The following is a 12,951-nucleotide window of genomic DNA, read 5'->3' as shown; positions in this document are numbered from 1 at the left end:
TTCAGTATTAAACCTAACACTCTACTCCACACAATTAATGGCATTCATGCGTGCGAGCTTCATAAGATCGGACGCAGACCATCCGATTCTCCCTCGGTTTTTTTGCCGAGATCCACTCATCGGGACACTAAATAAATCCTACTGCTTATCCCCCATCAATTGAGGCCTTAAATCCGTAAAGCCCACACCCGGCTTACGTAAGGCCTCTAAAATAACCTGCGCGTTATACCCGTCATAGAAATCATAAATGATACCAGAATCACCATTTAGAATCTGAATGATCTGCTTCAGGATCGGCAGCGGGCTGACAACATCGTCCACAGGTACAGGTTGCGGGTCGGTATCTTTGCCGCTTCGATACAGGTTGCGCCAGTTCTCCAATGCCAAGGTTCCTTCCTCACCGTGGACCACCAGGGAGACACGCTCCTCCCCTTCCCGCTTGTCGGTACCCGATAGGTGGATCTCGATTCCGTTATGTAATCGGAGGACGGCCTGGACACGGCTTTCAGACTGATGCGAATCTGTCGGAAACTCGATCTCACTCTTCACATGCGTAATTGGCCCGAACACCTGCTGGATCATCTGGATCCAATGAATGCCGACTTCAAGCAGATATCCACCCTGCTGTCTTGATGTGATCCATGGATTCTGCTGCCAGGCTCTTGGCCACTGGGGAAACTCCAGGTACAGGTCCATTCTTTGAATCCCGCAGATCGCTTGCTCCTCAACTAATTCCTTCAGCTTCAGAACAGCCGGGTCAAGCGGAAGCGAGAAGTGAACCGCATTGAGCACATTCGCCTTCTCAGCCAGCTCAACCAAACTCCGTGCTTCAGTTAAGCTGTTAGCTAACGGCTTCTCGCAGAAAACGTGAATACCTTTCTCAAAAGCAATCCGGGCCACGTCATAATGCAAGGATGGCGGAACTGCGATATATACTAGATCAAGTGCTACCTCATCCAGCAGCTGGCGATAGTCGGTGTACAGCTGTGGACGAATCCCAGCCTCTGTGACTTCCCGTTGCATACTGGATTCATCATTGTCGCAAACAGCGACCAACTCGATCTTCTCTGCAAATTGGGGCAGTAAGCGGTGTATCATATGCCGACCCATATGCCCTAAGCCGATGACGGCCATTGTTAGTTTGTTCATCTTGTTCTCCTATTCCATACGCGATTGAATTTTTCCATTGAATGCCACGTCCCCTATTATAGTTCAAGGTGCTGCCTCCGTACACTCAGATCACCGTAAAAGGGAAACCAAAAAGGCTGCACGGATGGGCAGCCTTGGAACTTGTCATCATCGCGGGTCGAGCACGCTCCTGCGCCAACTCGAACAGCAGGATACTTAGCGATCACCTCTTGATGTACCGCATGTTCAGCAGATTCTCCTTGAACGGCACCACCAGCATCTGCATCGTGAACAGATACTCCATCAGATGAGCACTCGGTACTACTTGTGAGAATTCAATTCACTCTACTCCCTTCAACGACTCTATCATATGAATCTGCGTCACTTTTTTCCGCAGCATGAGATTGGAGAGAAGAGTCAGGAAGAACGCCAGAACAACCGAGGCCAGCATAATCACAAGGTTTAATTGATCCGGAATTTGCTGATGCGTACTCGAGAGCGCCTTGATGATGATGGAATAGACATAACCACTGATCGGCAGAGCGACAATGACCGCAAAAGCGGTTAACAGCATGTTTTCAGAGAAGATCAGCCGGTTGATTTTACGTTTGGGATAGCCTAATACCTTCAGGGTGGCAAGCTCACGATTCCTTTCATAGATATTGATGGAAGAGATCGTGTAGATGGCACCGAAGGACAGAATAACGGCACAGACGATGAACATGATGAAGATAAAGCTGTTTTGTTTCAGCATATACTGCGCTGATTTCTTGAGATCAGTCTTGTCTGCAATGGCCTCCACCTGCGGGTCTTGTTCAAAGAAGCTGCGAACTTCCGCTAGATCTGCAGCGCTATGGACGCTCACTAACAGCGAAGAAGGATTATAGTCGATACCCAAACTCTTCATATAATCCGGTGTGCTGTAGAAAGACGGATTCGAATACTGCGTGGATATATCCAGAACCTTCATATCGACGGTGGTTTGATTATACTCCGGTGCGGTGAATTGAAGCTGGATCGTATCCCCTTCAGATATATGGTACTGATCCGCGTAAGATTTAGGTACCAGCACGCCATGATCCTCTAAAGATAGCCGATTGCCTTTTTCATCATAAAAATGAATCAGCTCATTCTCCTTCTCTGTAACTACAAGCGTAGCATTTTCTTTGCTTTCCCCTTGGATGAGTTCCACAGGGTAGGTGGACAACTCATAACGTTCTGCAATGCCTGAGGGCAGTGCTGCCGTATCCGGGGATGTTCCCATCGCATAATCGATTCGTAAATCATACGTATTTACCTCTTCAATCTGGCCAGCTACCTTGAGCAGTGCCGTCTGCGTGCCAAAAGCCGTGATCAACAAAACCGTACTGACCACAACACCAACAGAGCTCGCAAGTGCTTTTTGTTTATTTAAGAATATATTTCTTAGAATGATCTTGTAGCTGTAAGGCAGCCGACTCCACATCCCCGGAACTCTCTCGATAAGCAGCTTCTTCATCTTCTTGGGCGGTTTCGGACGCATCGCCTGGGCAGCTCGTTCTTGTAAAATCGCTCTACCACTTAAATAGCAGGACAGCATGCCAAAAGCACTGGAGCATATCATCGGAGGAAGGAGCGTTAATAATGAAAGGGAGAATGTCAGGTCAGGCAAGGAGTAGGATCTTCCAATTGACGTTGTAATGAGTGGAATGAACAGGGCAGCAGCTATGGCAAAGCCTAGGATGGAGCCGAGGACACCTGCCAGCACAGGGTAGCCCATATAATGAAGCATGATGCTTCTTTTTTTTACCCCTAATGCCTTCATAATGCCCACTTGATTTCGCTGGGAATCGATAATCCGCGACATGATCAGAAACAGGATCACCGCTTCAATCAAAAAGAGAACGATCGGGATCACCCTGCTCATCAGCTTATTATTATGTATCGTTTGCTGGGTCTGAGAATAGTTGAAGGTCCGCTCTTTGCTAACCTGACTTAGATAAGGGAGTGACTGAGAATGTGCCTCAATGGCTTGGCCTAACTTGTCAATGTCGTAACCATCCTGGGCATCAATCATGACCTCATTGTAGAACAGGCCGCCTGCGATTTCAGGTATGGTCTCCTCGGAGATATAAGCTATTCCATAAGCTTGATGGTCCTGGGTTTCGTTCTTCTTGGCATGCTCCACATTCTCATTCAAGCCGCTGATCGTGAACGTCATGTCTTTGTCATTCACACGGAGGGTGATCGAATCACCGACATTGTAATGATGCGCCCCGGCGTAGTGAGAATCCAGCAAGATCTCATTCGGCTCGGCTGGCATCCTGCCCTCTATCACCCTGGATGTGTTGATGGCATTAGGTACGGGGATCGAGTGCACCGTGACTGTAGCTTTATAATCTTCAAAAGCCTGTGCTGCCTGGACGGTATAACGCCCTTCGATATGCTGGATGCCTTCAAGCTCTCGTAAATCAGCCACATCCTCAGCGGAAATTTGGCTGTAATAGACGTTCAAGTCACTTAAATTATGTTCTTGAAAATACCCCTTCGTATAGGAGCTAAGATTGTCGCTCAAGGTGACCAGCCCCGTGTAGAAAAAAGCTCCCACCGCGATGACCAAAACAATGGCTATGAATTGTCCGATCGACTGCTTCATATCCCTTAATAATTTCATCGATAAATTCTTCATTACCACTCGATCCCTTCAACGCTTTGTTTGTGGTCATTGAGCGTGATGCTCTCGATCTTTCCGCTCTTAACGCGAATCACTTTATCCGCCATCGGCGCGATGGCCGAGTTATGAGTGACCAAGACGACGCATGTCTTCGTTTCCTTATTCAAATCTTGCAGAAGCTTTAAGACCGACTTCCCTGTCACATAATCCAAAGCACCGGTCGGCTCGTCGCAGAGGAGAAGTGCGGGATTCTTGGCAACCGCTCTCGCGATGGCAACTCTTTGCTGTTCCCCGCCAGAGAGCTGGGAAGGGAAGTTCTTCATGCGATCCGTTAGTCCAACCTTATGTAAAATATCTCGTGCATCCAGATGGTCCTTACATACCTCTGTCGCAAATTCCACGTTCTCCAGCGCATTCAAATTCGGAATCAGGTTATAGAATTGAAATACGAAGCCAACCTGCTCGCCGCGGTATTCGGTTAATCTCTTCTCGCTCCATCCCGTAATCTCTTGTTCTCCAACAAACACTTGTCCCGTAGTAGCCGTATCCATCCCGCCGAGAATATTCAAAATCGTGCTTTTTCCCGCCCCGCTTGCTCCAAGAATCACGACGAATTCCCCTTCTGATATGGAGAAGTCAACGCCCGCAAGGGCTTGAATCTTCACTTCGCCGATTTGATAGGTCTTGGTTACCTTTTTGAATTCGATTAACGTTGTCACTGCGTACATCTCCCCGTATTGAAATTTCCGGAAATAGGCCCCCCCCCCCGCCATTCCCAGTCTCTGGTCAAGAAACATCGTTGCTCCCCGATAGTTACACTCTATATCCATCATATCCCACTACTCGGAGACCGCTTCCTGCAGCCGATGTATTTCCGTATCAGTCTCAGGAAGGAAGTTATGGTCTTAGTTGCCGCTTCTCGCGCTAGGCATCATGAACACAAAAAGAGCCATATAGGTGAACAACACCTACATGACTCTTATGTTCTCATCTGAAAATGTCACACGAGACTCTTCTAACCAGCTATTACCTTGTCACTGATTCCGGTATATTTCCACCGGCCACGCGATCCCCGGAATTTCCTGCTGGGTCGGTTACTTCATCATCTTCGCCGACATGGATGATCAGTGAGCGTCCGAGCACGGAATTAGGCTGGTTCTTCTCAAGCGTTCCATGCTGGATGATGAACTCCCCTTCTCCAGTTCCGTCTGCGCCTACGACCAGATTCGGCATATCACCGACATGGCTTCCCTGCGGATTCTTAAGCCCATGGTGCTTGTGGGTCGGATTAAAGTGGGCACCCGCAGATTTAAAATCACCATTCTGGATCGCATTCTCATGCACATGGAATCCATGCTTGCCTGGAGTAAGCCCGGATACGGATATTGTCACTTTGACCCCATCATTGACCTGCTTTAAGGTAGCAGTACCAACAGGCTCTCCTGCTGCATTGTTCAGCTTCACCACTGGAAGCTCGGACACTTCCAGCTCGGTAACCTGCTCCCCATACACCGGCTGATCCACAGGGTTCGAAACCATGCGAACCGCATCATTGTTGACGGCGTTATGAATCGTGGAATCCAAAGCCGCCTTCCCTTGGTCCGCTGCGTGTGAGCCTTCAGCGGTGGAGTGATCATTGCTGTTTACATAGCCAGTTAAGGTAGTAGCCGTATGTCTAATCGCTTCAAAGGTTCCGGTAGGATTCACAGCGGCGAACACAATTCCTATGGTTAGCAGGATTCCGCCCAGGAATACTCCGGCCTTCTGTACTAATTTATAGGTTCTCTTCTTCACTTCATCGCCTCCTGATGATGATATACATTCATCTCCTAATCCCCTGATTTTATACGTCTTATCCGTAAAAATTCACGAGATTTAGGCTTATTGGCGATAGTCATCGTTCCCAAGATCGTTATACTTATTTAACATACGAAAATGCACAAAGTACCATCTCTAGCTGCGGGATGATAAAAGAGTTATGATCCTATAACGGACTTAATCCCCCTCCTGCAAAATGAGTTCTCTCATCCGATCGGTATACTTGGCCGATGTCACATAAACGGCTTCGTGGCCCCCGTCATCCCCTGACATATAACTGAACACACTTTCCTGTCCCTCACCTCCCAGCCACAGCTTGATCGCGTGAAAGGGAAATCCTTGTGGATAGACAACCGTTACATCGTAATCCGGGTCGTCTCGTTTGGCATCATCCCGCTGCTTGTGGGCGTTACGGATCGCATCCTCAAATACACGGATATCTTTTGCATCTTTGAAGGATACCAATGTCTCCCCATTCATATCATCCCATGCTTCAAATGCCGAGATACGGATTTCCGTGACCTGTTCATTCAGAAGCTGCATCGTCTCATAACCAGGTTCCTTCCCGCAGCCTGTTAGTAGAGCTGTCATATAGAGCATCATGATCGTTAATAAAGGCTTCATTATACCTTCCTCCTTACCATTAGTGTTATTCTGGGATGACCCCATGAAGTTTTAGCTTGTCTATCAGTTTGGTTCTGGACGCCTCTTGATCATATTGGGAGTTATCAATCCGCAGCTTATTCAGTGCGAGTCTGTCCAAGATCCGGTACTCCAGCTTGCGCCGGGCTTCCAATACTTGCAGAGTCCCTTCAACGCCTTCGAGGCGATGATGTTTGCCATACCCCTGCCCGGTGTAGTAATCCGTGAACCCTGTGGCCCAATCTTTCGGACGTTCCCGAACAGCCTTGCGGAATGCGTATTCCAGATCGTTCTGATCAACGTAGAATAATAGAGGATTCAGCGGTTGGATCGCCTTTTCCAGCCCCAGCACATAGTCCGTCACTTGGATTTCCGGTGCATCATACTTTACCATGCCGACGGTCATCGGATTCTGAATGAAGCAGCACTCAAAAATCGTAACGGCAGCCTTCTGCAGCGCCTGCTCTGCAAACGCCTGCCACCGCTCAGTAATAAGCTTCCTGTTAAGATCCAGTGGGAGCTCGTAAATATCATGTTGGGATAGCGAGTGATATAGCTCCTCAGGAAAAGAGGCCCCATATTCGTTCTTCAGCTTCTGATAGGGCAAGAGATACAAGTTCTCTTTTTGGGTAGCCCGTTCACTCAATATTTCTTTGAAAGGACCTGCGGCTTGCAGCAGGCGTCCGAGTTCTTCCTCCGTTATACACGCCGTACCTTCATAATCTGCCGGATGGTCCAGATCCCCTTCCATGACAAGCCGAGTCTCGATACTTCGTTCCGTGAGAATATCATGAATCATACGGGCGGTCGTCGATTTGCCAAACCCCGGCAAGCCTTCGACCATGATTAATTTTGTGTTCATTCCAAATCACCTTCAATTCTCTCAGTAAAAAATGATCGCAGTTTCACTGTATTCTGTGGGTGCCAGCTGATCTCCTCTTCTACATGCCAAAAAAGACCGTAGACATTTTGCGCCTACAGCCTTCACATATGAGGTACCCCTATCTTCTTGGTTACTAGAACTTTGAGCACTTACCTAAAGTGAATATACTACAGAACCTATTGGAATATCCTTCTTGTCTATAGGGGATCGAGTCCAACTCCGTGAAGCTGCTGAACATGTGCTGAGCGAAGACTCCTTCAAGATGGCAGCCATACAGATGAAGGAGTCTCTACGATCTTCCGGTGGATATCATCAGGCGGTGGACGAGATTTTCGACTTTAATTAAAAGCATACTATGATTTAAAAAGAGGGAAATGAGCAGAAAGAGACTATCTATCTGATGAAATTTTCAGGTTCAAATAAGGTAATAATTAACCACTTTGTGGAGGATTGACTTACCCTTTTTTATTGTTTATAGTTAGAGTGTAAAATTTAAATAATTGGATTGTTACTGGTAAAGCAGGCAATACCTTAAAACAGATAATATAGAATTTTTTTCTATATGATTGTTTTTTGGATTGTGTGCTTTTTCTGATTTTATTCGTTTTTTTGTATCATGTATGAACGGGGGTGATGGTTATGAGGGTTGCTAAAAAATTTAATAACAATATCATTATGTCGCTTAACGAAAACAAACAAGAAGTTATTTTGATTGGCTGTGGTCTTGGTTTTGGAGTGAGCAAAGGGGATCCAATTAATAAAAGTAAAATTGAAAAGACTTTTGTGCTAGATAAGAACTACAATCGGGAAGCAGCTTTTGATTTATTAGCTGAAATCCCTAAAGAACATCTTGATTTAATTAAAAATATTATTGAACTTGCTGAGAGTTTGCTTGAGGTTCAGTTAAATGATTATATATATTTGTCACTTTCAGATCATTTATTGTACGCATTTAAGCGCCATGAAGCAGGAATGGATATCAGTAATCCTTTATTGAATGAGATTAAAGCCGTTTACCCTAAGGAATATGAGGCAGCATTGCGAGCTTTAGAACTGATTTTCGAGGCAACAGGAACCAGGTTGGCAAAGGATGAAGCCGGTTTTATTACCTTGCACTTTGTAAATGCTCAACAAGGACAGGTTACAATTAATGAAACCATGAAGATTCCTAAAATGATCAAAGAAATATTGCGAATTGTAGAATCTCATTTTTCTACTCAATTGGAAGCGTCGTCAATTTTTTATGATCGGTTTATTACTCACTTGAAATACTTCATTAAACGAAGTATTGATGCTCAGAATGAGGAAGATAATCCCCAAACTCTCAGCATGTTGAAGTCTTTGAGGAAGAATACGCCTCAGGTATATGAATGTGTTGAGAAGGTTTCTGAGTACATGCGAGAGTCACAAGGCATAACAATTGGTGATGAAGAAAAATTTTATTTATTCGTGTATATTTACAAATTAACAACAAAATAATAACAAATGGATTGTTACTGCGATGCAGGCGATACCTGAGATGACATAGAGATTTTCTCTATGCTGTTTTAGGTATCTTTTTTTATATCAATATTTTCATTTATGAGAGGAGAAAGACAGTATGAACAACATGAAAGGTTTTCCAAAAGATTTCTTATGGGGAGGGGCCATCGCGGCCAATCAGATTGAAGGAGCTTGGGATGAAGATGGGAAAAGTATCGGTTTGTCAGATTTGTTTATATATAAACCTGAAGCGGATATCTCTAAACTTCACACGGCGAATATGACTCAAGCTGAAGTTGAATTTGCGGTCAATGATAAAGAAGGATACTATCCGAAAAGACATGGTATCGACTTTTATCATACGTATAAAGAAGATTTAAAATTGCTAAAAGAAATGGGATTTAAAACACTGCGCTTTTCAATAAACTGGGCTCGGATTTTTCCTAGTGTAGAAGACTATACTCCTAATGAAAGAGGACTGGAATTTTACGATAACTTTATTGATGAGATTATCAAAAATGGCATGGAACCTATCGCAACCATTTTACATTACGAAATCCCCCTGTATATAACAGAGAAATATCAAGGTTGGAAAAATAAATCCGTCATTGATCTGTATGAAAAGTATGGACAAACTCTGTTAGAACGTTATCATGATAAAGTTAAATATTGGATTGCGATCAATCAAATTAACTTACTTCATATTGAACCATTCTTGTCTATAGGGACATGCATTGATACTGTTGACAATTTTGAAGAAGCTAAATACCAAGGCGTTCACAATCAAATCGTGGGAAGTGCCCTGTTGAAGCAGTTTGCCAAAAATCAGGGGTATGATGTCCAAATTGGCACGATGCTGGCTGACTTAACGGCTTATCCGGAAAATGCACATCCTGATAATGTACTATTGGCGATGAAACATAATCGTCTGAATTATTTTTATACAGATGTTCAGTTTAGAGGGGCATATCCAGGATATATCAAAAGATTTTTTGATGAAAGTGAAATTGATATTAAGGTTACTGCAGAGGAAGAAGCATTGCTGAAAGATAACACACTTGATTTCTTGGCGGTTTCTTACTATTTTTCACAAATGGTATCTATGGAGTTGAACAAGGAACAGCATGTCTCCTATTCCTACAGTTCAGCCAAGAAAAATCCGTTCCTTGAGGTGAGTCCATGGGGATGGGCTATTGATTCCAAAGGAATGTATAATTGCTTATCTCAATACTGGGATCGTTATCAAAAACCGATCTTAATTGCGGAAAATGGCTTAGGTATGTATGACAAATTAGAAAATGAAACTGTAAATGATGACTACAGAATTGAGTATATTAAAGATCATTTAATCCAATTAAGAGAGTGTATTAGAGATGGAATTGAAATTATGGGTTTTTGTGCTTGGGGACCAATAGATTTAGTGAGTGCTTCAACGCAGGAAATGGAAAAACGTTATGGATTTGTTTATGTGGACAAGGATAACTTAGGCCATGGAACTGGGAAGCGTTATAGAAAGAAATCCTTCTATTGGTATAAAGAAATTATTGAGACAAATGGAGAAAATTTATAAAAAGAGGGGGGCACGAAGAAGATGGACTATAAGAAGCTAGCAAAGGATATTATCCCCTTGGTCGGTGGCAAAGATAATATTAAAATGATCTGGAACTGTTTCACAAGATTACGCTTTAATTTAGTTGATGACACAATACCTCAAATCGAGGAATTGAAAAAATTAGATGGTGTTATTGATATTCAAGTTACGTCCTCGCAATTTCAAATTATTATAGGAAATAACGTTGAGATTGTAGCTGATGAAATTAATCGACTCATTGGTCATGATAAACAACAATCCACCGAACAACCAACAGCATCTGAAAAATCAACACCTAAAAAAGGCGTGAAAAATAGAGTTAATGGGATCTTTGAAACCATATCAGCGATCTTCTCGCCTATATTACCGGCTATTATTGGCGCTGGTATGATGAAGGTTGTACTGGCACTGATTACGCTTACTAAGGTAATGCCAGAAACAAACGGTGTTTTCCAAGTATTTACGATGATCTCAGATTCAGCTTTTTACTTCTTACCATTCTTATTAGCGGTGTCTTCTGCGAGAAAATTCAATGTCAACGAGTTTATAGCATTGTGCCTGGCAGGAGTTCTACTGTATCCGACTTTAATAAATGGTGCGGCTGATGGATTGGAACCAATGAAATTCTGGATCTTTGATTTGCCATATTTAAGCTACAGTTCGTCTGTCATTCCCATTATTTTAGGTGTATCGTTAATGAGCTATATTTATAAAGGCGTCAACAAGATAATGCCTCCTATGCTCAAAGCAATTCTTACTTCCCTTGTAGTATTAGTAATTACAGTACCGATTGTGTTAATTGTGATAGCGCCGTTAGGCTTTTACATTGGTGAGTATTTATCAAAAGGTTTGATTTGGTTATTCTCAACGGTAGGTCCTTTGGCTGGTTTTCTACTTGCTGGATTCAATCCGTTTATCGTGATGACAGGAATGCACTATGCCTTTATGCCAGCCGCCATTCAAAGTTTGGCTACAAATGGATTTGATAATTTTTGGTTGCCGTTTGCGTTAATCAGTAATATGGCTCAAGCTGGAGCTATTTTTGCAGTGTTTGTAAAATCAAAGTCCCCTGAGCAACGTTCGATTACCATGTCGACGGGCTTGTCAGCATTCTTTGGGATTACGGAGCCGGGTATGTACGGGGTTACTATGAAACTAAAGAAGCCGTTATATGCAGCTATGTTAGGAAGTGCTATTGGTGGTTGTGTTGCGGTGTTACTAAGTGTAAAAACATTTTCATTTGTACCTCCTAGCATTTTTGCATTACCTACTTATATTGCTCCAAATGGGAGTATGTCTGGGCTTTGGGCCATTCTAGTGGGCATCATCCTAAGCTTTATTTTAAGCTTCATTTTTACAATGTTCTTAAAATTTGAATCTAATTCAGAAAACAACAAAAGTGAACAAAAGAAAGAAATTGAACAGGAAAAGAACACGAAGTTGAATGTTGATTTGAATGAGGAAGAAGTGGTTGTTAGTCCGTTAGCTGGGAAGGTTATACCTATGAGTCAGGTGCCCGATACGGCATTTTCAGAAGAACATATGGGTAAAGGGGTCGCTATTGAGCCTGATGAAGGGATCTTAAGGGCGCCTGTAGATGGAGAAATTGCTGTTATCTTTCGGACAAAACATGCTATCGTAATAACCACAGCTCACGGAGCAGAAGTATTAATGCATATTGGTATTAACACTGTGCAACTGAAAGGTGAGCATTTTGAATCCCTTGTACAGGTGGGGGATAAAGTGAAAAAAGGTCAGCCGATAGTAAAATTTGATGTTGACGCTATAAGAGCAAAGGGTTACGCTACTGTAACACCAACCATCGTCACAAATTATAGTGAATTTCCTGAATTCGAAATGGCCAAAACGAACGAAACGATTAAAATCGGTGAACCGATTATGACCATAAAAGGAGCTATTTGATACTACGCGTATCATTAACTTAACTAAGAATCTCCCTTTTAATTGGGGAGATTCTTTTTTAGTTGTTCATGTTCAATCAGAAGAACTAATCTAGCAACAACGAGGTTGATGTGTTCCATTTAGGAGGTAAGCTTAATCACGAAAATCGTTTTGACATATAGCCCCGACCTCGGTTTGCTGATCACATACCCTTCAGACGTTAACATGTGGTAAGCCGTTTCGATCGGCGTTTTGCTTATTATTACCATGAGTTCTTATCCGGTATGCGCGAAGATGCAACCGTATATGCGCTATATTCCATGGCAAGAAAAATCGGTCAAGCTATTGACGGAGGGATCGGCGGTTTCGCCATCGCAGCCGTCGGATACAACTCGGAATCGAGAAGCAGACAGATGCGACGCTGCATGGTATCTTCTCTCTGGGAACCTTGGTGCCTGCCCTGATCTATCTTGCGGTATTCCTTATCCTGGTGTTCTTCTATCCGCTTAACAAACAGCGTACCAACCAGCTGGCTGCTGATTTATCAGCAAGAAGAAATCCGCGTTAATATCTAAGAGAGGTCTAGTATAGGCCACATTTATAAAAAAGCCTTGCAAGCTGGCGCCGATAAAGGATCGGTTGCCAGCTTGTTTTGTTGGCGGCCTTCGCTAAAGCTTCAAAGTCCGTCACATTCCCGCGCTTCTCCTGCGTATCAGCTAACTTTTCATATGGATATAAATGCAAAAAGGGCTATCCCAAATCATTATCAACGACTTTGATATGCTCCCCATACGGTAGACAGGTGAAATAATAAAACCTGTTACTGTAGGGGGGCTTTTTTAATGGTTAAAA

11 protein-coding genes are annotated in these 12,951 nt (G+C 43.5%); 5 read left to right on the top strand and 6 right to left on the bottom strand.

All coding sequences use genetic code 11. The annotated features are described in order from the left end of the window. Positions 1–138: 138 nt before the first annotated feature. From AM231_RS00785 to AM231_RS00760, 6 genes are all read right to left on the bottom strand, one after another. Positions 139–1,149, bottom strand: a complete 1,011-nt coding sequence (locus AM231_RS00785; protein WP_054400875.1) for a Gfo/Idh/MocA family protein — start codon at positions 1,147–1,149, stop codon at positions 139–141. Between the two features lie 319 nt (positions 1,150–1,468). Then, complete coding sequence (locus tag AM231_RS00780) at positions 1,469–3,796, bottom strand: ABC transporter permease (RefSeq protein WP_054400874.1); 2,328 nt, start codon at positions 3,794–3,796, stop codon at positions 1,469–1,471. Continuing rightward, entirely contained in the window at positions 3,796–4,500 is a 705-nt protein-coding gene (locus AM231_RS00775) for an ABC transporter ATP-binding protein (protein WP_106406077.1), read from the bottom strand. The genes AM231_RS00780 and AM231_RS00775 overlap by 1 nt, the downstream gene beginning before the upstream one ends. 307 nt (positions 4,501–4,807) lie before the next feature. After that, positions 4,808–5,575 carry a superoxide dismutase family protein gene (locus tag AM231_RS00770; RefSeq protein WP_054400873.1) on the bottom strand — a complete coding sequence of 256 codons (768 nt, stop codon included), beginning with the start codon at positions 5,573–5,575 and terminating at the stop codon, positions 4,808–4,810. A 201-nt stretch (positions 5,576–5,776) separates the two neighbouring features. Next, on the bottom strand, positions 5,777–6,223 hold the full coding sequence (locus AM231_RS00765; protein WP_054400872.1) for a YhfM domain-containing protein: 447 nt from the start codon (positions 6,221–6,223) through the stop codon (positions 5,777–5,779). Positions 6,224–6,248: 25 nt separating this feature from the next. After that, positions 6,249–7,103, bottom strand: a complete 855-nt coding sequence (locus AM231_RS00760) for a P-loop NTPase family protein (RefSeq protein WP_054400871.1) — start codon at positions 7,101–7,103, stop codon at positions 6,249–6,251. 214 nt (positions 7,104–7,317) lie between these two features. On the opposite strand from AM231_RS00760, the gene AM231_RS28935 reads away from it, so the two are divergent. The 5 genes from AM231_RS28935 to AM231_RS27945 all read left to right on the top strand — a co-directional run bounded on the left by AM231_RS28935 (position 7,318) and on the right by AM231_RS27945 (position 12,563). Next, a complete protein-coding gene (locus AM231_RS28935) occupies positions 7,318–7,470 on the top strand; it encodes a hypothetical protein (RefSeq protein ID WP_165593359.1) in 153 nt (50 codons plus the stop codon). A 293-nt stretch (positions 7,471–7,763) separates the two neighbouring features. Beyond that, positions 7,764–8,603 carry a PRD domain-containing protein gene (locus AM231_RS00755; RefSeq protein ID WP_054400870.1) on the top strand — a complete coding sequence of 280 codons (840 nt, stop codon included), beginning with the start codon at positions 7,764–7,766 and terminating at the stop codon, positions 8,601–8,603. A gap of 121 nt (positions 8,604–8,724) precedes the next feature. Continuing rightward, the gene (locus AM231_RS00750; RefSeq protein ID WP_207383519.1) at positions 8,725–10,176 is read left to right on the top strand and encodes a glycoside hydrolase family 1 protein; all 1,452 of its coding nucleotides are present in this window, start codon (positions 8,725–8,727) and stop codon (positions 10,174–10,176) included. Positions 10,177–10,197: 21 nt separating this feature from the next. Continuing rightward, positions 10,198–12,120, top strand: coding sequence for a beta-glucoside-specific PTS transporter subunit IIABC (locus AM231_RS00745; protein WP_054400869.1), 1,923 nt, complete (start codon positions 10,198–10,200; stop codon positions 12,118–12,120). 206 nt (positions 12,121–12,326) lie between these two features. Beyond that, a complete protein-coding gene (locus AM231_RS27945; protein ID WP_207383621.1) occupies positions 12,327–12,563 on the top strand; it encodes an MFS transporter in 237 nt (78 codons plus the stop codon). Positions 12,564–12,951: the final 388 nt, after the last annotated feature.

The sequence above is a fragment of the Paenibacillus solani genome (assembly GCF_001277345.1).
Classification (GTDB): Bacteria; Bacillota; Bacilli; order Paenibacillales; family Paenibacillaceae; genus Paenibacillus_AQ; species Paenibacillus_AQ solani.
The sequence above is the reverse complement of the archived record's forward strand: the minus strand, read 5'-3'. Positions and strand labels throughout refer to the sequence as shown.

What these genes read in the sequence shown, in the direction of transcription:
- AM231_RS00785 (WP_054400875.1), bottom strand. Translation starts at nt 1,149, where the DNA reads ATGAACAAACTAACAATGGCCGTCATCGGCTTAGGGCATATGGGTCGG.
- AM231_RS00780 (WP_054400874.1), bottom strand. Translation starts at nt 3,796, where the DNA reads ATGAAGAATTTATCGATGAAATTATTAAGGGATATGAAGCAGTCGATC.
- AM231_RS00765 (WP_054400872.1), bottom strand. Translation starts at nt 6,223, where the DNA reads ATGAAGCCTTTATTAACGATCATGATGCTCTATATGACAGCTCTACTA.
- AM231_RS00760 (WP_054400871.1), bottom strand. Translation starts at nt 7,103, where the DNA reads ATGAACACAAAATTAATCATGGTCGAAGGCTTGCCGGGGTTTGGCAAA.
- AM231_RS00755 (WP_054400870.1), top strand. Translation starts at nt 7,764, where the DNA reads ATGAGGGTTGCTAAAAAATTTAATAACAATATCATTATGTCGCTTAAC.
- AM231_RS00750 (WP_207383519.1), top strand. Translation starts at nt 8,725, where the DNA reads ATGAACAACATGAAAGGTTTTCCAAAAGATTTCTTATGGGGAGGGGCC.
- AM231_RS00745 (WP_054400869.1), top strand. Translation starts at nt 10,198, where the DNA reads ATGGACTATAAGAAGCTAGCAAAGGATATTATCCCCTTGGTCGGTGGC.